The organism is Nocardioides sp. J54 (genome assembly GCF_000519005.1).
Lineage (GTDB): Bacteria > Actinomycetota > Actinomycetes > Propionibacteriales > Nocardioidaceae > Nocardioides.
Genome location: NZ_KI912530.1, coordinates 37,729 through 59,382, shown reverse-complemented (window position 1 = coordinate 59,382; position 21,654 = coordinate 37,729). Strand labels below are relative to the sequence as shown.

The 21,654-nt window shown below is 71.4% G+C and carries 18 protein-coding genes; 16 read left to right on the top strand and 2 right to left on the bottom strand.

The window, feature by feature from the left end:
* Positions 1-7 precede the first annotated feature (7 nt).
* The 5 genes from NOCJ54_RS30140 to NOCJ54_RS0122880 all read left to right on the top strand — a co-directional run bounded on the left by NOCJ54_RS30140 (position 8) and on the right by NOCJ54_RS0122880 (position 4,839).
* Positions 8-418 carry a hypothetical protein gene (locus NOCJ54_RS30140; protein ID WP_186449883.1) on the top strand — a complete coding sequence of 137 codons (411 nt, stop codon included), beginning with the start codon at positions 8-10 and terminating at the stop codon, positions 416-418.
* 119 nt (positions 419-537) lie between these two features.
* Positions 538-1,923: a phospholipase D-like domain-containing protein gene (locus NOCJ54_RS0122895; RefSeq protein ID WP_028657333.1), complete on the top strand. Its 1,386-nt coding sequence runs from the start codon at positions 538-540 to the stop codon at positions 1,921-1,923.
* 1 nt (position 1,924) lies between these two features.
* On the top strand, positions 1,925-3,520 hold the full coding sequence (locus NOCJ54_RS27845) for a class I SAM-dependent methyltransferase (RefSeq protein ID WP_051486312.1): 1,596 nt from the start codon (positions 1,925-1,927) through the stop codon (positions 3,518-3,520).
* Positions 3,517-3,711 carry a DUF6752 domain-containing protein gene (locus NOCJ54_RS27840; protein ID WP_157515027.1) on the top strand — a complete coding sequence of 65 codons (195 nt, stop codon included), beginning with the start codon at positions 3,517-3,519 and terminating at the stop codon, positions 3,709-3,711. Before NOCJ54_RS27845 ends, NOCJ54_RS27840 begins: the two co-directional genes overlap by 4 nt.
* A gap of 15 nt (positions 3,712-3,726) precedes the next feature.
* Positions 3,727-4,839: a hypothetical protein gene (locus NOCJ54_RS0122880; protein ID WP_028657332.1), complete on the top strand. Its 1,113-nt coding sequence runs from the start codon at positions 3,727-3,729 to the stop codon at positions 4,837-4,839.
* Here NOCJ54_RS0122880 and NOCJ54_RS0122875 read toward each other — a convergent pair.
* Positions 4,787-5,866, bottom strand: a complete 1,080-nt coding sequence (locus NOCJ54_RS0122875) for an endonuclease/exonuclease/phosphatase family protein (protein ID WP_028657331.1) — start codon at positions 5,864-5,866, stop codon at positions 4,787-4,789. The two genes, NOCJ54_RS0122880 and NOCJ54_RS0122875, sit on opposite strands and share 53 nt — an antisense overlap.
* 102 nt (positions 5,867-5,968) lie before the next feature.
* Between NOCJ54_RS0122875 and NOCJ54_RS0122870 the strand changes: the two genes are divergently transcribed.
* The 6 genes from NOCJ54_RS0122870 (at position 5,969) to NOCJ54_RS0122845 (ending at position 14,322) form a co-directional block, all read left to right on the top strand.
* On the top strand, positions 5,969-8,035 hold the full coding sequence (locus NOCJ54_RS0122870; RefSeq protein WP_028657330.1) for an acyltransferase family protein: 2,067 nt from the start codon (positions 5,969-5,971) through the stop codon (positions 8,033-8,035).
* A gap of 249 nt (positions 8,036-8,284) precedes the next feature.
* Entirely contained in the window at positions 8,285-9,667 is a 1,383-nt protein-coding gene (locus tag NOCJ54_RS0122865) for an endonuclease/exonuclease/phosphatase family protein (protein WP_028657329.1), read from the top strand.
* A 24-nt stretch (positions 9,668-9,691) separates the two neighbouring features.
* Complete coding sequence (locus tag NOCJ54_RS27835; protein WP_051486310.1) at positions 9,692-10,807, top strand: hypothetical protein; 1,116 nt, start codon at positions 9,692-9,694, stop codon at positions 10,805-10,807.
* Between the two features lie 138 nt (positions 10,808-10,945).
* Entirely contained in the window at positions 10,946-12,139 is a 1,194-nt protein-coding gene (locus NOCJ54_RS0122855; RefSeq protein WP_028657328.1) for an acyl-CoA dehydrogenase family protein, read from the top strand.
* A 99-nt stretch (positions 12,140-12,238) separates the two neighbouring features.
* The gene (locus NOCJ54_RS0122850) at positions 12,239-13,291 is read left to right on the top strand and encodes a glycosyltransferase family 2 protein (protein ID WP_028657327.1); all 1,053 of its coding nucleotides are present in this window, start codon (positions 12,239-12,241) and stop codon (positions 13,289-13,291) included.
* Positions 13,288-14,322, top strand: a complete 1,035-nt coding sequence (locus NOCJ54_RS0122845; protein ID WP_028657326.1) for a MaoC family dehydratase — start codon at positions 13,288-13,290, stop codon at positions 14,320-14,322. Before NOCJ54_RS0122850 ends, NOCJ54_RS0122845 begins: the two co-directional genes overlap by 4 nt.
* On the opposite strand, the gene NOCJ54_RS28780 is transcribed toward NOCJ54_RS0122845, so the two are convergent.
* Complete coding sequence (locus tag NOCJ54_RS28780) at positions 14,309-14,812, bottom strand: DUF6174 domain-containing protein (RefSeq protein ID WP_051486309.1); 504 nt, start codon at positions 14,810-14,812, stop codon at positions 14,309-14,311. The genes NOCJ54_RS0122845 and NOCJ54_RS28780 overlap by 14 nt on opposite strands.
* Positions 14,813-15,007: 195 nt before the next feature.
* Here NOCJ54_RS28780 and NOCJ54_RS0122835 point away from each other — a divergent pair, with 195 nt between their 5' ends.
* The 5 genes from NOCJ54_RS0122835 to NOCJ54_RS0122815 are packed head-to-tail and all read left to right on the top strand — an operon-like array spanning position 15,008 to position 21,654.
* Positions 15,008-16,516 (top strand): ABC transporter substrate-binding protein, encoded by a 1,509-nt coding sequence (locus NOCJ54_RS0122835; protein WP_028657325.1) that lies wholly within the window; start codon positions 15,008-15,010, stop codon positions 16,514-16,516.
* A gap of 12 nt (positions 16,517-16,528) precedes the next feature.
* Positions 16,529-18,496 (top strand): ABC transporter permease, encoded by a 1,968-nt coding sequence (locus NOCJ54_RS27825; RefSeq protein WP_084255651.1) that lies wholly within the window; start codon positions 16,529-16,531, stop codon positions 18,494-18,496.
* A 1-nt stretch (position 18,497) separates the two neighbouring features.
* Entirely contained in the window at positions 18,498-19,313 is an 816-nt protein-coding gene (locus NOCJ54_RS0122825) for an ABC transporter ATP-binding protein (RefSeq protein ID WP_028657324.1), read from the top strand.
* Entirely contained in the window at positions 19,310-20,029 is a 720-nt protein-coding gene (locus NOCJ54_RS0122820; protein WP_028657323.1) for an ABC transporter ATP-binding protein, read from the top strand. Before NOCJ54_RS0122825 ends, NOCJ54_RS0122820 begins: the two co-directional genes overlap by 4 nt.
* A complete protein-coding gene (locus tag NOCJ54_RS0122815; RefSeq protein WP_028657322.1) occupies positions 20,026-21,654 on the top strand; it encodes a choice-of-anchor P family protein in 1,629 nt (542 codons plus the stop codon). Before NOCJ54_RS0122820 ends, NOCJ54_RS0122815 begins: the two co-directional genes overlap by 4 nt.

Sequence of the window (21,654 nt, the reverse complement as noted above, 5' to 3'; positions counted from 1 at the left end):
TTGCCGCATGGGTGCACGGATGACGGCGTGGGCGGGCCTCGCGGCCGCCGCCACGCTGCTGCTGGCGGGTTGCGGGTCGGACGACAGCGGCACTGCCGACGACTCCACGTCGCCCAGCGCGACCGAGTCGTCGAGCGACGCCGCCTCGGAGTCCCCGGTGGCCGAGCAGGTCCCCGCCGGCACCCCCGAGTGCGCCGACGTCTGGTCGGCCGGCGCGACGTTGCCGCGCGGCTACAAGGGCTGCGCGCAGGACGGTGCGCTGGTCAAGCCGGACCGCCTCGGCTGCTCGTCGGGCCAGGCGCTGGTGCGGTACGACGACCGGTTCTGGGCCGTTCGCGGCGGCCGGATCGCCGGTGGCGAGACTCCGCTGGCGGACTCGGAGGAGTACACCGAGCAGGTCGCCATCTGCCGGGGATGACGGTCCCACCAGTCACAGTGAGTTAGGGTGGCGGGCGTGGGAGGGCCCGGTCCGGCCCTTCGGGCAGCCATGGAGTTGCCATCCCGGTACCCGAACGGACCATCGGAGGTTGCTGAGTCGTGCGTCGCCTGCTCCCGGTGCTTGTCGCCGTCATGCTGTTCCTGCCGCTCAGCCAGGTGGTGCCGTCCTCAGCCAGTCCGCTCGTCGCGGACAGCCCGGCCGTCGCTGACAGCCCGGCCGTCGCCGACACGGCGCCGCCGGTGCTGGCGAAGGCGAAGAAGGGCAAGTACGACTGCTGGCTGAAGACGCGCACCTGCGCCTTCTCCGGCGGCGTGACGTTCAACTCCGCCACCGGCACCAAGGCTGCCAAGCAAAAGATCGTCAACAAGATCCTCGGTGCGATCCGGAAGACGCCGGCCGGCGAAGAGATCCGGATCATGTCCTGGAACATCATGTCGGACACCGCGGCCACCGAGCTGCTCCGCGCGCAGCACCGCGGGGTGCGCGTGATAGTGCTGATGGACAACACCAACCTCACGCAGGTCGCCAACCCCAGCTTCAAGCGCCTCCGCTCCGGCCTTGCCGCCTTCAACAAGAAGCACAACGTCCGCAAGGACAAGCGCAGCTACGCCAAGACCTGCCAGGGCGCGTGCCGCCGGGGCAACACCGCGTCCTCGCACGCCAAGTTCTTCCTGTTCTCCGCAGTCGGCAAGACCAAGCACGTGCTGATCCAGGGCTCGGCCAACCTGACGCAGGCCTCGGCCAACAACCAGTGGAACGACATCTACACCTACGTCAACCGCAAGGGCGTCTACGACTTCGCCCGGCGCATCCACATGCAGATGTGGCAGGACAGGAACGTCGCGCCCACCTGGGAGGGCTACCGCTCCGCCAACTTCGACCTCTACTTCGCGCCGCGGATCAAGGACAAGGTCAACACCACGACACCCAACGACCCGCTGCTCGGCACGCTCAACAAGGTCAAGTGCAGCGGCGCCGTGAACACCTCCAGCGGGCGCACCGTCATCCGCTCCGCGCCCGACGTGATGCGCGGCGCGTGGGCCGACAAGGTCGCCACCCGGCTGCGGAACCTGTGGCGCGCCGGATGCGACGTCAAGATCGGCTACACCGTGCTGGGCGTCAGCACCCGCAAGATCCTGCTCAACAAGGGTGGCAAGCGTGGCCCCGTCCCGATGAAGCACCTGGTCTCCGACGTCAACGGCGACAAGGTCTTCGACAAGTACTTCCACCTCAAGGCGTGGACGGTCAACGGTGTGATCGGTGACGACAAGCGCGCCTACTGGACGATGAACGGCTCGTCCAACATCTCCGCGCTGTCGAAGGTCTCCGACGAGAACATCGGCATCTTCCGGATGAAGGCCGTGACGATGAAGTACCAGCGCCACATCGAGTACTGGTTCAAGAACCCGCCGCGCAGCCGCCCGGTCGTGCCGAGCCTGGTCCCGAAGAACCTCGACCCCTACGCCAACATGGAGATGGACTGAGGTGGCCGAGCTGACCTCGCGGGCCGCGGGAGCGGCCCGCTGGGTCCTCGCGCGGGGTGGCCGGACCCGCGTCACCGGGGTCGACGACTCCGGGCTCCAGCTCGTCGTGCACGGCGAGGACCGCGTGGTCGACGTCCTCTTCGACGGCCGCCGGATCTGGTCGTTCTGGCTGCTGCGTGACACCGAGCGCGTCGAGGGACACCTCGTCCACCGCACGGTCGAGTGGCCCGAGCGGATGCGCCGCTACCTCAAGGGCGGCACCGAGCTCGTCGTCCGCGAGCACGTCGCCGGCACCGACCTCTTCCACGGCGAGCACCAGTTCGGCGAGGAGCCGGGCCGGGTGCGCTTCGTGAACTCCCAGGGCCTCGAGATCAGCCTCGACAAGTCGGGGCGGTTCAGCCCCACCTTCGGCGGGCGCAGCGAGGAGCACCTGCGGCCGCTGCTCGACGCGATGGACACGGTCATCGCGATGCTGCGCGAGCTCGGCGTCGAGGCGTTCCCGGCCTACGGCACGCTGCTCGGAGCCGTCCGCGAGGGCCAGTTCCTCGGCCACGACTCCGACGCCGACCTCGGCTACGTCTCGCGCCACAGCACCCCGGTCGACGTGATCACCGAGTCCTACCACCTGCAGCGCGCCGTCATCGAGCGCGGCTTCTCGACCTACCGCTACAGCGGCGCGGCCTTCCGGATCGACGTGCGCGAGAGCGACGGCTCGGTGCGCGGGCTGGACCTGTTCGGCGGTTTCATGGACGGTGGCCGGCTCTACCTGATGGGCGAGGTCGGCATGCCGTACGACGAGTCGTGGCTCTTCCCGCTGACCACCTGCACCCTCGCCGGCCGGGAGTACCCCGCCCCCGCGAAGCCCGAGAAGCTCCTCGAGGCGATGTACGGGCCGTCCTGGAAGGTGCCGGACCCGGCCTTCAAGTTCGAGACGCCGAGGTCGACGACGCGTCGCCTCAACGACTGGTTCCGCGGCATGACCGTCTACCGCCGCGAGTGGGAGCGCCGCCTCGTCGGCGCCGGCGGCAAGGCCCCGCGGGGCGCCCCGTCGGGCCTCGCGAGGACCGTGCTCGACCAGGTCCCTGCTGACGCGCAGGTGCTCGACGTGGGCGCCGGCCTCGGCCGCGACGCCTTCTGGCTGGCCAGCCAGGGCCGCGAGGTCGTCGCCTACGACTACGTCCCGCGCGGCAGCAGGGGAGCGGTGGCCTCGGCCGGCAAGCGCGGCTTCGACCTGACCTCGCGCCCGCTCAACCTCACCGACTTCCGCTCGGTGCTCTCCGAGGGTGCCCGCGTCGCGCGGGAGCCGCGGGAGCCGGGCAAGCGCGTCATCCTCGCCCGCCACGTGCTCGACGCGACCAACCGCACCGGTCGGGAGGGCCTCGTGCGCTTCGCGTCGATGGCGCTGCGCGGCGGCGGCACGCTCTATGCTGACACCTGGACGGGACGCGGTGAGCCGCCGTTCGGGGTCCGTCCGGTCGAGGTCGACCACCTGCGAGCGCTCCTCGAGCAGCACGGGGGAACGATCCTCTCCGCGGAGGACGTCACCGACGGTGACGCCCCGAACCAGGTCCGACGATGGGTGGTGCAGTGGGCATGACGAAGCAGGCCGAGCTCAAGGAGCTCCAGGCGCGGGTCGCCGAGCTCGAGGCCTCCATCGCGGAGCTGCGCCGTCACCACCTGCGCCTCGCCGAGCTGACCGACCTCGTCCAGGAGCTGCTGCTGCCGGTGGCCGCGCGGGACGAGGAGCGGATCGCCGCGGCGATCGACAAGTTCCAGCAGGGTCTCTGAGCGAGGCGTGCGCTGATGGCACGTCGGGTCTTCATCCACATCGGGCTGCCCAAGACGGCGACCAGCTACCTCCAGACCATCCTGTGGTCCTCGCGTGACCAGCTGCGCGCCGACGGCCTGCTGCTGCCCGGCCGTGAGCGCCGCGACCACCTCTGGGCGAGCCGCGTGGTGCGCGGCAGCGACGGCATCGCGCGCCGCGCCGAGCACGAGCGCACCTCGTGGGAGCGCCTGCGTGCCGAGCTCGCCGACTGGGACGGCGACGGGCTGGTCAGCCACGAGTTCTTCGCAGCTGCGAGCAGCGAGCAGGCCGTCGGGATGGTCGAGGCGCTCGCGCCGGCACAGGTGGAGGTCGTGGTCACCGCCCGCGAGCCGCTGGGCCTGTTCACGGCCAGCTGGCAGGAGAGCCTGAAGAACCGGTCGACCACGCCGATGGCGGACTACTCCCGCGCGGAGTCACCGAACCCCGGCGCGATCTGGAACTGGCGCACCCTCGACCTCCGCCTGGTCCTCGAGCGCTGGTCGGCCGCCGTGCCGCACGACCGGATCCACGTGCTTCCGCTCGACCGCACCGCGCCGCGCGACGAGATCTGGCACCGCTTCGGCGGTCTGCTCGGGCTCCCGACGGCCGACTACGACCTGTCGCAGTCCTTCCCGAACGAGTCGATGGGCGTGGTCGAGGCCGAGCTCCTGCGCCGGGTCAACGCCCACCTCGACTCCTTCGACAAGGCCTTCGACCGCGGGGTCTACATCCGCACCTTCCTCGCCGACGAGCGCCTCGTGCCGCGCAAGGGCGAGAAGTTCTGGCCCTACCCCGACCAGGTCGAGGAGTGCCGCCGGCGCTCGCTCGCCGCGATCGACTACCTGCGTGAGCACGGGGTCGACGTCGTCGGCGACGTCGACCACCTGCGGGTCCCCGACGAGCTGCCCGAGCGTCGTACGCCGGACTCGGTGACCGACGCCGAGGTTGCGGCTGCGGCCACGGAGCTGGTCGCCGTGCTGCTCGGCGACGTGCGCGAGCTGCGCAACGCCGCCCGCCGCGGGGGAGCGGAGGCTGCCCCCGGCCTGGCGGACCGGCTCAGGAAGCGCCTTGGACGGTGGCGGTCGCCCAGACGTAGTGGTGGTCGCTGACCCGTCGCGCCACCGTCGACTTGTCGTTGACGAAGCCGCTGAACGAGACGTCGGGCGTCGCGACGATCCAGTCGACCGGCATCTGGCCCGGCGGGCGGCAGCCGCCCGCGGTCGACCCGCCCACGGCTGCGACCATGCCGGTCGGCGGCAGCACGCGGCAGAAGAAGGCCTCGCGGTCGTTCATGTCGCCGGTCAGGAAGATCGGGATGCCCTCGGCCTTGAGCCGGTTCACCGTCGCGACCGCCGTGTTGTGGCCGGCGGCCCGGCTGGCGGCGTGCGGCCCACCGCCGGCGGAGGCGTGCATGTTCAGGAAGTAGAACTCGAGGTTCGTCTTCTTGTGGCGCAGCCGGACGATGGGCTGCATCCGGGTGCCGTGCATGAACTTGATGTAGAACGCGTCGCCCGAGACCAGCTCGAAGACGGCCGGGTCCCAGATCACCGAGTTGTCAGGGTCCGAACCGGCCGGCCAGGCCTGGAAGCCCAGGCTCGAGGTCAGCCCGGACAGCTGGCCGGACTTCACCTCCTGCAGGCCGACCACCGAGACGCCCGAGCTGCGGATGTAGGCGGCCGCCTGCGGGGTGCGCCAGCCGGAGCCGGGCCACGACGACCGCGCGCCGCCGTCGGTGTGCTTGCTCGCCAGCACGTTGAAGGTGGCGATGCCGAAGGAGACCTCGTGGATCTTCGTGACCTGCGACTCCGCTGCGACGCGCAGGTCCTCGAGGTCGCTGGCCCGCTCGTCCTGCTTCTTCGGCTTCGCCTTCGTGCGGGGGACGCTGGCCGCCTCGTCGCTCAACGGCTCGATCAGCTCGCCGCTGACCTCGCGGTCCTCGGCGTCGTGCCGGGCGCGGGAGGTGTCGACGGCGCGCGCGATGTCCGCACGGGCCTGGACCGGGTCGGACGCGGCCTCCGGCTCGTCGCCCCACAGGAAGGCGAGGCCGAGGAGGAGGGCGCTGAGGACCACCACGGCGACCACCGGGACGAGGTCCGACCGCGCCGCGCGCCGGCGCGCAGCAGAGTGGTCGGGCATGGCGGGTATCGTACCCGAGGCTCCGCCTGATCGCGGGGTCGACGAGACCCCGCACGAGCACGACGACGGCCCCGACGAGGCCACGACAGGAGGAGGATCGCGGTGACGGGCACGCGGTCCTTCCGCTCCGACATCCAGGGCCTGCGCGCCCTCGCCGTCGGGCTGGTCATCCTCGCCCACGCGGGCTTCCGCACCGCCTCCGGCGGGTTCGTCGGCGTCGACGTCTTCTTCGTGATCTCCGGCTTCCTCATCATCGGCCTGCTGGTGCGCGAGGCGGGCGACACCGGGCGGATCTCGATCCTCGACTTCTACGCCCGTCGGGCGCGGCGGGTGATCCCGGCCGCGACGGTGGTGCTCGTCGTGACCGCCGTCGCCGCGGCGTACGTCCTGCCGCTGGTGCGCAGCACCGAGGTCATCAAGGACTCGGTGTGGGCAGCCTTCTTCGGCGCCAACATCCGGTTCAGCCTCGTCGAGACCGACTACTTCGCCCAGGGCGAGCCGCCCTCCCCGGTCCAGCACTACTGGTCGCTGTCGGTCGAGGAGCAGTTCTACATCGCGATCCCGCTCCTGCTGCTCCTCGTCGCCCTGTGGGTACGACGCCGCGCCGGTGACGCCGCGGGCGCGAGCCGCACACGCCTGGTGCGCCGGACGGTGTTCGTCGTGCTGGGGGCGGTGACCCTCGCCTCGCTCGTGTGGTCGGTCGTCGTGACCGCGAACGACCCGACCGCCGCCTACTTCTCGACCCCCGCCCGCGCGTGGGAGCTCGGCCTCGGCGGGCTCGCGGCGACCCTGGTGTGGGGCCGCGCGCCGCGGCTGGGCCGGTGGCCCACCGAGGCGCTGTTCGCGGTCGGCCTGGTGCTCGTGGCGTGGGCGACGCTCCGCTTCGACGAGCAGACCGCGATGCCCGGCACCGCCGCGCTGGTCCCGGTGCTGGGAGCGGTGCTCATGCTGGTCGCGGGCAGCACGACGGGCGCGTCGTCGACGTACCTCTTCCGGTTGTTCTCGATCGCGCCGGCGCGCGTCGTGGGTGACTGGTCCTACTCGCTCTACCTGTGGCACTTCCCGGTGCTGCGCCTGGCCCAGGAGTACTGGGAGGAGCCCCGGCTCTCGAAGCCGCACCTGCTCGTCGCGCTGGTCGTGATCTTCGCGCTCAGCGCCGCGAGCTACTACCTCGTGGAGCAGCCGTTCCGCCAGGGCGTGCGCTGGCGCCCGCGGATGCGGGCGATCACGCTCTACCCGGTCAGCCTCGTCCTGGTCGTCGCGACCGCGCTGGGCTCGCAGGCGTGGGTGGACGCCCGGCTCGCCGACCTGGCCGACAACCCCGGCATCTCCGTCAGCGACTACGGCCGCGACGACCTGAGCCGCGACCCGGCCGTCGCGCTGGTCGAGGCGTCGGTGCTCGCCGCCGAGGAGGACCGGCCGGTGCCCGGCGGGGTCAGGCCGGAGCTGGGGGCGGTGCGCGAGTCCGTCGCGCCGCTGGGGGAGTGCGACTACCGAACCGGGACCCGGGAGCTGTGCCCCTTCGGCGACCCGGACGCGGAGCGCACCATCGTGGTGATGGGTGACTCGCACGCGCGCCACTGGAGCCCCGCGCTCACCGCGATCGGCGAGGAGCACGGCTACGCGGTCTACGCCTTCGTCTACAGCGGCTGCCCGGCCACCACCGTCACCCGACGCGTGGGCGGCGAGGAGTGGACCGAGTGCGCGGAGTTCAAGCAGTGGGCGCTCGAGCAGGTGCGTGAGCTCGAGCCCGACCTCGTCGTGGTCGCCAACAACGCCTACCGGACCCCGCAGATGCAGGCCGAGCAGGTCGACGGCCTGCGCGAGCAGCTCGAGCTGCTGCGCCCGCTGGCCGGGCGGGTCGCGATGATCGGCAACAGCCCGCGCCTGCCCGCGGCGCCGGGCACCTGCCTGACCGCGCGCGGCGCCAGCCTGGGTGACTGCCTCCAGCGGCCGATGCCCGCGGTCGGTCGGCTCCAGGTCGAGTTCGGCGAGACCGTCGAGGACCTCGGCATGACCTGGGTCGACGCGCGCCGCTGGTTCTGCGCCGACGGCCGCTGCCCGGCCGTGATCGGGCGCACCGTGCCGCTGCGGGACCGCGAGCACGTCACCGTCGAGTACGCCACGCGGCTGGCCGGCCCGCTCGCGGCTGCCCTCGGCATCCGCTGACGAGCCGACCCGCTCCCGAGCGGAGCTTCCGGGCCGGTTCCGGCACGAGTCCTCACGTCCTCGACGGCCCTGCCGATGAGGACCGGTCCGGCATTTTCTGCCTTTCTCGGGCCGGTCGAATTACATCGTTGTGATTATCCGAATTACAGCTCTGTAGTTAATCGGAATGAGTTGCCGCATTTCCCGGTGACTGGTGAGATTCGTGTGACTGTTGTTTCGGGATTGTCTTTATGAGGGGAATTCATCCACATGCGGGAGCAGACAAGCGCCCACCGGCGCCGGTTCGTCCGGGCACGCCGCCTCGTCGCCGGGGCGGCCGCGGCGACCACGCTCCTGGCCCTCGCCCCCGGCGCGGTGCCGGCCGGCGGTGACCCGGTGCGCCTGGCGGCGAAGAAGACCTGCGCGGCCAACCGCGCCTTCCAGGTCGTGCAGGCCAACGTGAAGGCCGGGATGACCAAGGCCCAGACGAAGGCCGACCTGAAGAAGGTCTTCAAGGACCAGCCCGACTTCGTCACCCTCAACGAGGTCGCCGGACGGGCCGACTCACTGCTGGCCCCGGCCGGCTACGGGATCTGGCGCACGCCCGGTCGCTACACCGGGGCCAACCCGGTCGTGTGGCGCACCGACCGCTGGAACCCGGTGGCGAAGGGGACGATCTACGTCACCAACGTCGGCGGCAAGACCAAGAACCAGACCACCGAGCTCGGCCTCCGGTACGCCAACTGGGTGACCGTCCGCTCGGCCGACGGGTGCCAGACGCTGTCGGTCGTCTCCTACCACGTCGCGCCGAAGACCCAGCCGATCGGCAACCTGCTGATCCCGTCCGTCGAGAAGCTCGGCGGCCTCGCCACGCACCTCGCGACCGAGGGGCCGGTGATCCTCGGTGGCGACATGAACCAGCACATCAAGGGTCCGCTGTACCCGCGCGACCTGCTGACGTCGTACCAGATGACCCCGACGTGGGACCTGACCGGCAAGGTGCTCGTCACCCACGGCAAGGCGACGATCGACCACATCTTCGTGCGCAACGCCTCGCAGTTCACCGTGGCCAAGCAGGTCACCCGTGACCTCAACTCCGACCACCACGCCGTCGTCGCCGACCTCGTGCTCAAGCCCGGCGTCACCGTTGCGCGACCGTCGATGAGCTTCATCCGCGGCCACGTCGTCAACATCCCGGACTCCCCGATCTCCGCCGGGCGGCGTGCCGTCACGACGCGGGTCCTCAAGGCCGTCCGGCAGGCCCCGGCCGGGTCGACCATCCTCCTCGCGACCGCCCGCCTCGACGGGCCCGGCATGCGCAACGCCCTGGTGGCTGCCCACCAGCGCGGGGTGAAGGTGCGGGTCGTCTCCTGGAGTGCGAAGGCCACCACGCAGGAGCAGCTGCTGCAGAAGGCGATCGGCGGGACGAAGGGCAAGCCGTCGTTCATGATCCGGCGCAGCTACTCGAAGGCTGCCGGCCTGCCCGCCACCGCCGTGCTGTTCACCAGCTCGGCCGGGGTGAAGCTGCTCGGCATCCAGGTCGACCAGCCGCTCAACGGCGCGATGAACAGCCGTGAGGCCCGCGGGGAGTTCACGGTCGAGCGGGCGGACTTCGTCCGGATCCGGGACGGGATCCGGGTCCAGTTCAAGTAGCCCGGGTCCGGTAGACATGGGGGCGTGACGAAGGTATTCCTCCACATCGGGCTGCAGAAGACGGGCACCTCCTACCTGCAGAACGTGTGCTGGTCCTCCGAGCCGGAGCTGCGCGACCAGGGCGTCACCATGACGCCGCCGGGCCGGCTGCAGACCTTCTGGCTCGCCCTCGACGTCCGTGGCCGGATCGACCCGCATGACTCACCCCGGGTGGGTCGCTCGGTCGAGATGCTCCCCGGGCAGCTCGCCGAGGTCGGGACCGCCAGCGCCCTGGTCAGCCACGAGACCCTCGGCTCGGCCTCGCCGCGCCAGGTCCGCCGGCTGCTCGAGGCGTGCGCCGGGCACGAGGTGCACGTGGTGGTCACAGCGCGCGACATCGCCCGCCAGGTCCCCTCGCTGTGGCAGGAGGGGCTCAAGGTCGGTCGTGAGGACACCCTGGAGGAGTACGTCGCGGCGTTGCGCTCCGCCGGGAAGCGGACCGGCAACGTGTGGCGCCGCCTCGACCTGGCCGGCGTGCTGCGCCGGTGGGCGGCGGAGGTGCCGGCCGAACGGATCCACGTCGTGACGGTCCCCGGCCCCGGCGGCCCGCGCGAGGCCCTGCTCGAGCGGTACTGCTCGGTGCTCGGCGTCGACCCTGCCGCCCTGGACCCGGCCAAGGCCGGTCCGGGCAACCCGGGGCTGGGCGAGGCGGAGGCCGAGCTGCTGCGCCGGGTGAACGCGCAGGTCCCGCAGCGCTACCGGCGCCGGGTCCCCTACGGCGAGGTGGGCAAGCGCTGGCTCGCCATGGGCATCCTGGCCCGCGGCGGCTCCGCACCGATCCGCCTCGGCCGCGCCCACGAGGAGTGGTGCCGCGAGATCGCCCGGGAGTCGATCGACGTGCTCGCCGAGCTCGGCTGCGACGTGGTCGGCGACCCGGCCGACCTGGTGCCCGACCCGTCCGTCTTCGCCGACAGCTCCGGCCCGTCGGACACCGAGGTGCTGGCGGTCGCGACGCGCGCGCTGGGCGAGGTGGTCGAGGAGCGCTGCGAGCAGCGGCTCCAGGTGCGCAGCGGCGAGCCTGCCGGCGGCGTACGCGCGGCCGCGGCCGCCCGCCTCCGACGCTGGGCCGGACGGGTGCGGCGCCCCCGCGGGGACGCCTGACCGCTCGCCCGGAGCCCACCTCCCGGGGGTCCGGTGACATCGCTCACAGGTCCCGGTCTCGTCCCCTGTTCGAGGGGGTGGGAGAACCCTACTCGCGGGTACAGTGCGAACGCCGCTAGCACCAGCGAAAGGGAAGCGATGCCGAAGCTCTGTCAGACCGAGGGTCTCTCCGAGGTCCAGTCCGAGATCCTCAAGGCCGTCCGGGTCTTCGTGGACGAGCAGATCATCCCGGTAGCCCAGGAGCTCGAGCACTCCGACACCTACCCGCAGGAGATCATCGACGGGCTCAAGGAGCTCGGCGTCTTCGGCCTGACCATCCCCGAGGAGTTCGGCGGCCTGGGCGAGTCCCTGCTGACCTACGCGCTGGTGGTCGAGGAGATCGCCCGCGGCTGGATGAGCGTCTCCGGCGTCATCAACACCCACTTCATCGTGGCCTACCTGCTGATGCAGCACGGCACCGAGGAGCAGAAGCAGAAGTACCTGCCCCGGATGGCCGCCGGCGAGGTGCGCGGAGCGTTCTCCATGTCGGAGCCGGGCCTGGGCTCGGACGTGTCCGCGGTCTCGACCAAGGCCTCGAGGCTCGACGACGGGTCGTACTCGATCACGGGCCAGAAGATGTGGCTGACCAACGGCGCCACCTCCACCCTGGTCGCGCTGCTGACCAAGACCGACGAGGGCGCCGACTCGGTCTACAAGAACATGACCACCTTCCTGGTCGAGAAGGAAGCCGGCTTCGGCGAGACCGCCCAGGGCGTCACCGTGCCGGGCAAGATCGAGAAGATGGGCTACAAGGGCGTCGAGACGACCGAGCTCATCCTCGAGGACCACCGCATCGGCGCCGACCAGATCCTCGGTGGCGAGCCGGGCAAGGGCTTCTTCCAGATGATGGACGGGGTCGAGGTCGGCCGCGTCAACGTCGCGGCCCGCGCCTGCGGCCTGGCCTGGCGTGGCTTCGAGCTCGGTATCTCCTACGCCCAGCAGCGCAAGACCTTCGGCAAGCCGATCGCCGACCACCAGGCGGTGCTCTTCCGCATCGCCGAGATGGCGACCAAGGTCGAGGTCGCGCACAACATGATGGTGCGCGCCGCCCGCCTCAAGGACACCGGACAGCGCATGGACGTCGAGGCCGGCATGGCCAAGATGGTCGCCTCCGAGTACGCCAACGAGGTCGTCGAGGACTCCTTCCGGATCCACGGCGGCTACGGCTACTCCAAGGAGTACGAGATCGAGCGGCTGATGCGCGAGGTCAAGTTCATGCTCATCGGTGAAGGCACCTCCGACATCCAGAAGATGATCATCGGCCGCAGCCTGCTCAAGGACTACCGCCTCTGACCTGCCGAGCCTGCCGCTCCTCGAGGCCCGCCCCGACCACCGCGGTCGCGGCGGGCCTCGGTGCGTCGGTGGGCAGCCGGTGCTCGGTAGTGTCGCCGCGTGATCGCGACCGTCAGCACCGTCAAGGACACGCTCGCCAACGTCCAGCGCTTCGTGCGCGGCAACCTCGCCGGGGGAGTCGACCACATGGTCGTCCTGCTCGACGCCCCCGCCCCCGAGGTCGAGGCGTGGCTCGCCGACCAGGAGCACGTCACCCACGTGGTCGCCGACGAGGCCTGGTGGGGGGACCGGCCGGCCGACCTGAACGACCGGCAGCGGATCTCGGCCAACCTGGTCAAGGCGGTGCTCACCGTCGTCCCCGGCGTCGACTGGCTCTTCCACGTCGACGCCGACGAGATCTGCCAGATCGACCGCGCCGCGATCGACGCCGTCCCCGCGTCGTACGACGCCGTGCGGCTCGCGCCGCTGGAGGCGGTCAGCCGCCCGCAGTGGGACGCCAGCCCGACCTGGTTCAAGCGGCTGCTCGACGAGCCGGACCTCCAGCTGCTGGAGGTGCTCGGGGTCATCGGCAAGCCCGCGAACGGGCACTACTTCCACGGCCACGTCGAGGGCAAGACCGCCACCCGGCCGCGGCTCGACCGCTGGCTGACCATCCACCGCACCGTCGACGAGCAGCGCGAGGAGGTGCCGCACTTCACCGCGCCCGGGCTGAACGTGCTGCACTACGAGTCCTACTCGGGCGAGGACTTCGTGCGGAAGTGGAGCGCGATGCTGGCTGCGGGACCGCAGATCAGCCTCCGGCCGGTGCGCGAGCGGACCAAGGCCGCCGTGCAGGCGCTGGTCGGCAAGCCGCTCACCCCCGAGCTGCGCGAGCGCTACCTGATGCGGATCTTCGAGGCGACCACGCAGGACGACTTCGACACCCTGCGCGAGCTCGGCCTGCTGGTCGAGGTCGACCCCGACCGTGGCACCCACGTCCCGCAGCCGCTGGAGAGCCGCGACCAGCTCGCCGCCGCGCTCGCCGGGCTGGCCGGGCAGCCCAAGGACCTCTTCGGGGTCTGCAAGCCCGCCGGCCCGGTGGGCGAGGCCCTCTCACGCCTTGGAGCCGGTGACGGCAAGAAGACGTGGTGGCGGAAGAATGGGCGATCGTGACCAAGACGAACCCCGGGAACTTCTTCGAGGACTTCACCGTCGGCCAGCGCATCGTCCACGCGACGCCGCGCACCGTGACCGAGGGTGACCGTGCCGTGTACGGCTCGCTCTACCCGACCCGGTTCGCCGTGCCGTCGTCGGCGACCTTCGCCGCCTCGGTCGGCCTCGACCCCCACCCGGTCGAGGAGTTGGTCGCGTTCCACATCGCCTTCGGCAAGACCGTCCCGGACATCTCGCTGAACGCGGTCGCCAACCTCGGCTACGCCGAGTGCCGCTTCCACCAGCCGGTCGTCCCCGGTGACACGCTCTCCACGACGTCCGAGGTGATCGGCCTCAAGCAGAACTCCAACGGCAGGAGCGGCGTGGTCTACGTGCGCTCCACCGCCACCAACCAGCGCGGCGAGGTCGCCCTGGAGTGGGCCCGCTGGGTGATGGTCCACAAGCGCGACGTCGACGCCCCGGCGCCGGAGACCGTCGTCCCCGAGCTCGCCCCGGCCGTCGCCGCCGCCGACCTCGTGCTCCCGTCCGGCCTCGACTTCTCCGGCTACGACTTCGCCGCGGCCGGCGAGCCGCACCGCTTCGACGACTACGAGGTCGGCGAGAAGATCGACCACGTCGACGGCGTCACGCTGACCGACTCCGAGCACCAGCAGGCCACCCGGCTGTGGCAGAACACCGCCAAGGTGCACTTCAACGTCGAGGCCCGTCCCGACGGCAACCGGCTCATCTACGGCGGTCACGTCATCTCGATGGCCCGTGCCCTGTCCTTCAACGGCCTGGCCAACGCCCAGCTGGTCGCGGCGATCAACGCCGGTGCGCACACCTCGCCCGCGTTCGCCGGCGACACCGTCTACGCCTGGTCCGAGGTGCTGGACAAGGCCGAGACGACCCACCCGAGCGTCGGTGCGCTGCGCCTGCGCCTGGTGGCGACCAAGGGCCGCGACGAGTCGATGACGCTGCGCGGCGAGGACGGGAAGTACGCCGCCGGCGTGCTCCTCGACCTCGACTACTGGGCATTCATCCCCCGCTGACGGGGCCGACCCGCACGTCGCTGATCGTGTAGGTCACCTCGTCGTCGGTGGCCTTCGCGATCTGGTCGATCGCGACGGTCGTGGGGTGGTCCTGGCCGTCGGGCCAGGTCACCTCGGCCTCGTGGACCTTCGGGTCGTTCGCGCGGTCGATGATGTCGTTGATGGTCAACCGGACGAACTCCGGTGCCTGCTTGCCCCGGCCCGGCTTCTCCAGCCGCGTCGCCGAGGCGACCTCGCCGTCGGCGACCGTCACCTCGACCGGGCCGGTGAGCGGGCAGAAGCACACCACCTCGAGGCGGTAGGTGTAGTCGGTCGGTGCGAACGCCGGCCACTGCTGCGTGTCCGGTGCGTCGCTCGTCGTACCGGTCGTGGTGCCCGCAGCCGGACGCTCCGCCGGGTCCGACGCCGTGTCGTCGCCCCCTCCGCAGGCGGTCGCGCCGAGGGCCAGCGTGGTCGCGAGCAGGGGCAGGGCGAGGCGTCGGATCTGCATGGGCTTCATGATGCCTGTGACGGCCCCCGGACCCGCACGGTTCCCCCCGGGGACGGGCGGTCGGCGGGTAAAAAGTGAAACGTGTTCTCATTCCTTGGTCATGTCGCGTGACCCGGGTCACAGGCTGTCGTTAGTTTGATAGAGGTCTCGTCGAGACTTTCGATCCCGGCAGTGCTCCCCGAAGGGTTTTGGGTCTTGTCTCTGGTACGTCTCGCGCGTCTGGTCGGCGCGTCGCTGCTCGTCCTGCTCCTCGCCGCCTGCGGCTCCCGGCTCGACCCGAACACGGTCGCCCAGGCCGGCGGCGGCTCCAACGGCTCCGGCGGCAACGGTGTCGTCGACGGTGAGTTCGTCGACGGCGGCGCCGCCGGTGACCCCGCTGCGGGCGGCGACGTCGGGGCCGGCGGTGACGCCGGCACCGGCGACTCCGGCGCGGGCTCCGGCTCCGGCTCCGGATCGGGCTCGGGCTCGGGCTCGGGCGGCGACAGCGGTGGCTCGGGCGGCTCCGGCGGCTCCGGCGGCGGGGGCGGTGGCTCGGCCACCGGCGGCGTCAAGGCTGCCTCGTGCGACGGCTTCAAGAACCAGACCGGCATCACCGACAAGACGATCACCCTCGCGAACATCTCCGACATCTCCGGCCCGGTGCCCGGCATCTTCGAGTCGGCCCAGCAGGCGACCCGCGCCTACATCGAGTACTTCAACTCGACGAGCAGCATCTGCGGCCGCAAGCTGTCCCTGGTCAACCTCGACAGCCGCGCCGACGCCGGCGCGGACCAGCAGGCCTACGTCAAGGCCTGCGAGTCGGCCTTCGCCGCCGTCGGTTCGCAGTCCGCGTTCGACTCCGGCGGTGCCGGCACCGCGCAGTCCTGCGGCCTGCCGGACATCCGGTCGGCGATCGTGAGCCCGGAGCGCCAGAACTGCAAGACCTGCTTCGCGGCGTACGCCATCTCCACCCACCTGATCCCGATGGCCGGGGCGAAGTGGTTCGCCCAGAAGTACCCCGCGGCGGTCAAGAAGGCCGCGGTCCTCTACGTCAACGCCGGTGCCGCGCCGGTCAACGCCAAGTCGCTCGCCGCGGCCTACGGCAAGGGCGCGGGCTGGAACTTCGTCTACGAGCAGGGCATCGACGTCGCGGAGTTCAACTACGCGCCGTACGTGCAGCAGATGAAGGACAAGGGCGTCAAGGCGGTCACCTACATGGGCGCCTACCAGATGACGGTCAAGCTGCAGCAGGCCATGCAGCAGCAGGGCTTCAAGCCCGACTTCTTCTTCCAGGACCCGACCATCTACGACAAGCGCTACCTCGACCAGGCCGGGGGCGTCGCCGAGGGCACCTACGTCTGGTCGGCCAACGACTTCTTCGAGAACACCAGGAACGCCGAGGTCCAGCTCTACCTGCGCTGGCTGCAGCAGGTGAAGCCCGGCGCCATCCCGAACTACTACGGCCTCTACGCCTGGTCGGCGACGCGGCTCTTCGTCGAGAAGTCCATCGCGCTGGGCGGCAAGCTGACCCGTGCCTCGCTGGTGGACTCGCTCAGCAAGACCAGCGGCTGGACCGGCAACGGGGCGCACACCGCGATGGCGGTCGGCAGCGCGCAGACGCCCGGGTGCGTGAAGATCACCCAGGTCAAGGGCGGTCGGTGGAGCCAGGTCTCGCCCGGCAACTACATGTGCGGGCCGGTTCAGAACTCCGGCGTCGGCGGCTGAGGAGTCTGACCGATGGGTTCCCTGTTCGCCTTCACCCTGCTCGGCCTCTTCACCGGGGCGGCGTACGCGATCGTCGCCAGCGGCCTGGTGCTGACCTACGCCACCACGCGCGTGTTCAACATCGCGCACGGCGCCTTCGGCATGGTGCTCGCGTTCACCTTCTGGGACTTCACCCAGCGGCAGGGCCTGCCGACCCTGCTCTCGCTGTTCCTCGTCCTGGGCGTGGTCGCGCCCGCGATCGGCTGGTTCATCCAGCGGTTCGTGACCCGCGGGCTGGGGGAGGGCCCGGTGTCGGTCGCCCTCGTGGTCACCGTCGGCCTGCTCGTCGGCCTCATCGGCGTCGCGCAGTACATCTGGCCGCCCGAGCCGCGGGTGCTGCTGCCGTTCTACGCCGAGACCGGGTGGAAGCTCGGTGACACCTACATCACCGCGCACCAGGTCGTCACCATCATCTGCTCGATCGTGGTGGCGGGCGGGCTCTACGTTCTGCTCAACCGCACCCGCACCGGCACCGCGATGCGGGCCTCGGTCGACAACCCCGAGCTGCTGCGCCTGTTCGGCGGCAAGCCGGACACCGTCGCTGCGATCGCCTGGGCGATCGGCATGTCGCTGGCCGCGCTGGGCGGCATCCTGCTCACCCCGGCCGTCGGCCTCGACTACTACGCGCTCACCCTGCTGGTCATCAACGCCTACGCAGCCGCCATGCTCGGCCGGCTCAAGAGCCTCCCGCTGACCTTCGCCGGCGCGATGGGCCTGGGCATCCTCGAGGCGTGGGCCGTCGCCTACCTGCCGACCGACGGCTTCTGGTCGACCATCCGCCCGGTCATCCCGGCGCTCTTCCTGTTCGCCGTCGTCGTGGCGATGCCGCAGACGCAGCTGCGCATCGGGCAGGTCAAGGGCATCGTCGCCGCACCCGTGCCGAACCTGCGCAAGAGCCTGGGCTCCGGCGCCGTCCTGCTGGGGTTCGCCTTCCTGCTGATCGCCGTCGTCTCGCGCGCCGACGTGCTGCTCATCGGCATCGCCGCGACGTACGCCATGGTCATGCTCTCCCTGGTCCTGCTGACCGGGTACGGCGGCCACGTCTCGCTCGCGCAGTTCACCTTCGCCGGCGTGGGTGCCCTCGCCTACGCCAAGCTCGACCAGCCGAACCTCGTCGGCCTCGCCCTCTCGGCACTGGTCGCCGCGGGCGTCGGTGCGCTGGTCGCGCTCCCGGTGCTGCGCCTGACCGGGCTCTACCTGGCCCTGTCGACGATGGCGTTCGCCGTGCTGATGGACAAGATGATCTTCCAGGCCGACTACGCCTTCAAGTTCAACGGGACGCTCGCCACCGAGCGGCTGTCGATCCTCGGCGTGCAGATCGGCAGCGACACCTCCTACGTCTGGTTCATGGTCCTCGCGTTCGTGGTGATGGGCCTGTTCCTGCTGTGGCTGCGGCGCGGTCCGCTGGGCCGGATCCTCATCGCGTCCCGTGACAGCCCGTCCGGCTGCGGCACGCTGGGCCTGGACCTGCGCTGGTTCCGCGTCGGCCTGTTCTCGCTGTCGGCCGGCATGGCCGGGGTCGCCGGTGCCCTCTTCGCGGGCCTGCGCGGCACCGTCGGTGCGGCGGACTTCCTCTACTTCCAGTCGCTGCTGGTGCTGCTGCTCGCCGTCGTCTTCGGCGTCACCTCGGTGACCGGCGCACTGCTCGGCGGCACCGCCCTGATGCTGCTGCCGGTGTGGCAGTCGTCGTCGCCGGAGCTCGCCGGGCTGCTCTTCGCCGTCCTCGGGTTCGGCGCGGTGCTCCTCGGCCGCGACCCCAACGGCATCGCCAACCACCTCTTCCGGCTCGGACGCCTCGGCAGCTCCCGCGTCCTGCCCGGCTGGGAGGCGAAGCTGCGTGAGCGGATGGAGGGCCTGCTGAAGCCCAGCCGGCCCGAACCGGCACACTCCATCGACACGGTCATCGAGACGATGATCGACGAGCCCAAGGGGGTGGCCTGAGATGGCGCTGCTCGAGGTCGACGACGTCGTCGTGAAGTTCGGCGGTGTGACCGCGGTCAACCGCGCGACCTTCACCGCGGACAGCGGACAGATCACCGGCCTGATCGGGCCGAACGGTGCCGGGAAGACCACCTGCTTCAACGTGATCACCGGCCTGCAGAAGCCGACGTCGGGGCGGGTCCGCTACCGCGACCGCGACGTCACCCGCTGGCCGGTCCACAAGCGCGCGAAGCACGGCATCGGCCGGACCTTCCAGCGGCTCGAGGCCTTCGGCTCGCTCACGGTGCGCGACAACGTCCGCGTCGCCCGCGACATCCGCGGCGGTCCGCTGGCCTGGGCCCGCACCGCCGTCCCGGCGGCCCGGGCGACGAGCAAGGGCAACCTCGAGATCGACATCCTGCTCGACCGGGTCGGCATCCGTGAGTACGCCGACGAGCGCGCCGACGCCATCCCGACCGGTACGGCGCGCCTGCTCGAGCTCGCCCGTGCGCTCGCCTGCGACCCGCACCTGCTCCTGCTCGACGAGCCGTCCTCGGGCCTGGACGAGACCGAGACCGACGCCTTCGGGGAGCTGCTGAAGGACCTCGCCCGGCAGGGCGTCGCGATCCTCATGGTCGAGCACGACATGGACCTGGTGATGGCCGTCTGCGACGACATCCACGTCCTCGACTTCGGCCAGATCATCGCGTCCGGTCCGCCGGCCGCGATCCGCAACGACCCGGCGGTGCAGCGCGCCTACCTCGGTTACGCCGACGGCGACGACCACACCGCCGAGCTCGACCTGACCGCGATCGTGGAGCCGGAGGTCCAGTCGTGAGCGTGCCGATCCTCGACGTCGTCGACCTCCACGCCGCCTACGGGCGGATCGAGGTCCTGCGCGGCGTCGACCTCAAGGTCCCGAAGGGCGCGGTGATGGCGCTGCTCGGCCCGAACGGTGCCGGCAAGTCCACCCTGGTCAAGGTCATCAGCGGCCAGAAGCAGCCCACCTCCGGCGACATCCACCTGGCCGGCGTGCACGTGCGCCCCGGCTCGCGGGGCACCGGTCCGGAGGACCTCGCCCGGGTCGGGCTGTGCACGGTGCCGGAGGGACGCTCGGTGTTCCCGAACCTCACCGTCGAGGAGAACCTCCGCCTGATGTCGTACGCCGGCGTGCCGGCCGGCGCCATCATGGAGACCGCCTACGCCTACTTCCCGCGCCTGCACGAGCGGCGCCACCAGCTCGCCGGCACCATGTCCGGCGGCGAGCAGCAGATGCTGGCCATGTCGCGGGCGCTGGCCTCCGACCCGGCGCTGCTGCTCCTCGACGAGCTCTCGATGGGCCTCGCGCCGCTCATCGTCGAGGAGCTCTACGACACCGTGGCGCGCATCGCCGAGTCCGGTGTCTCCATCCTCTGCATCGAGCAGTTCGCCCGCACCGCGCTGCGGGTCTCCGACTACGCGGCCGTCATGTCCGGCGGCCGCATCGTGGCCACGGGTGAGCCCGGGGAGGTCCTCGACACCATGGCCGACGTCATCCTGGGAGGGGCAGCATGACCCGCACCGCACCCCGGCCGTCCCGGCAGCCGCGCCGCCGGGCACGGCTGCTCGTCACCGGCGGCATCCTTGTCTCGACCTTGCCCCTCACCAGCGGCACGCTGAGCGGGACGCCCGCGCAGGCGGCCGACGAGCGGGAGGTGTCGTACGGCGGCTACACGGCCACGGCGTGGTCGAGCCCGGTCCGCGTCGAGGTCTTCGAGCCTGCACTGCCGATCCCGACCGACGCCGGCATCGCCCAGCTGGAGCTGCTCATGGGCTACAGCAAGGTGAAGGCCGACTCGGGGGAGTGGAGCGGGCGGTCCAGCCTGTTCTGGCCCGGCGACCCGGTCGGCGAGGGCCTGAAGACCTTCGCCGAGCAGCTCGGCCTCCCGGAGACCCCGCTCACCGCCAACGGCTACCAGTTCCAGGTGAACTCCCGCTACCCCAGCGACACCCCGACCGCGAAGGACGCGACGATCCCCGGCGCGATCCAGCAGACCACGTCGGGTGAGCACACCGCGATCGCCGAGACCGGGTTCTCGCCCGACGGCGCGGTGCTCGGTCCCGACACCGAGGAGGACGGCAAGGCCGGCGCCGCCAACCCGCTCAGCGGCCTCACCGAGGGCCTCCAGGGCCTGCTCGGCGGCCTGACCGGCCAGAAGAAGGCGGCGGCCGCACCGCTCAACCCGCTCGGCGCCCTCGTCGACGTCGACGGCTACGTGTCGGTCAGCAAGATGGACGCCACCAAGGGGCCGGTCACCGCCGTCTCCCGCTCCCTGCTCGGCGAGGTGCGCCTCCTCGGCGGCCTGGTGACCCTCGGCGGCGTCGAGACCGTCGCCCGCGCCACCACCGACGGCGCGAAGGGCAAGGCCACCGGCAAGGCGGTCTGGGGCAAGATGTCCATCGCCGGCCAGGAGTTCGGCATCGGGCCCGACGGCGCGATCGTCAGCGGCAAGACCATGCCGATCCCCGGGCTGCAGGACCTGCCGGCCAAGGCGCTCGAGCAGCTCGGCATCACCTTCGAGGTCCCGAAGCCCGGCCGCACCGTCGACGGCGACGCCGCCCAGAGCGCCTACGACGGCCTCCGGATCACCATCGACCTCAAGCTGCTGGCCCCGCTGCTCAAGGCGCTGCCGTTCAACGTCCTCGCCGAGCTGATCCCGGCCGAGGCCGGCCCGGTCAAGGGCGTCGTGTCCGGCCTGTCGACGCTGTCGCCGCGGATCGTGGTCACCATCGGCGCCGCCCGGGCCAGCGTCGACACCGTGCCCGCGATCGAGGCGGCACCGATCCCGCCGGTCACCGGGGGCGGCCAGGCGCCGCCCGCGTCCGGCGAGGCGCCGTCCGGCGGTGCCCCGGCGGCCGGCTCGGTCGGCGTACCCCCGGCTGCGGGTGCGCCCGCGCCGACCGGTGCGACCCCGGCTGCACCCTCCGACGCCCCGGTCACCGACCTCGTCGACGCGGCCCCGGCCAGCGCGGGCCTGCCGGAGCTGTTCTCCATCCCCGGGATGCTGCTGCTCGTCGCGTTCGCCGTCGCGGCCGTCGCGGGCAGCTGGTTCCGGCGCCTCGGCGCCGCCGCGCTGGGTGCCGGCGCCCCCTGTGCCCACGGCCTCGAAACCGGCCTCCCCGACCTCAGAAAGGCCTGA

Bases quoted from the DNA above. Each gene is read 5' to 3' on its own strand.
- NOCJ54_RS30140 (WP_186449883.1), top strand. From the start codon at position 8: ATGGGTGCACGGATGACGGCGTGGGCGGGCCTCGCGGCCGCCGCCACG.
- NOCJ54_RS27840 (WP_157515027.1), top strand. From the start codon at position 3,517: ATGACGAAGCAGGCCGAGCTCAAGGAGCTCCAGGCGCGGGTCGCCGAG.
- NOCJ54_RS0122880 (WP_028657332.1), top strand. From the start codon at position 3,727: ATGGCACGTCGGGTCTTCATCCACATCGGGCTGCCCAAGACGGCGACC.
- NOCJ54_RS0122875 (WP_028657331.1), bottom strand. From the start codon at position 5,866: ATGCCCGACCACTCTGCTGCGCGCCGGCGCGCGGCGCGGTCGGACCTC.
- NOCJ54_RS0122865 (WP_028657329.1), top strand. From the start codon at position 8,285: ATGCGGGAGCAGACAAGCGCCCACCGGCGCCGGTTCGTCCGGGCACGC.
- NOCJ54_RS0122855 (WP_028657328.1), top strand. From the start codon at position 10,946: ATGCCGAAGCTCTGTCAGACCGAGGGTCTCTCCGAGGTCCAGTCCGAG.
- NOCJ54_RS28780 (WP_051486309.1), bottom strand. From the start codon at position 14,812: ATGCAGATCCGACGCCTCGCCCTGCCCCTGCTCGCGACCACGCTGGCC.
- NOCJ54_RS27825 (WP_084255651.1), top strand. From the start codon at position 16,529: ATGGGTTCCCTGTTCGCCTTCACCCTGCTCGGCCTCTTCACCGGGGCG.
- NOCJ54_RS0122825 (WP_028657324.1), top strand. From the start codon at position 18,498: ATGGCGCTGCTCGAGGTCGACGACGTCGTCGTGAAGTTCGGCGGTGTG.
- NOCJ54_RS0122815 (WP_028657322.1), top strand. From the start codon at position 20,026: ATGACCCGCACCGCACCCCGGCCGTCCCGGCAGCCGCGCCGCCGGGCA.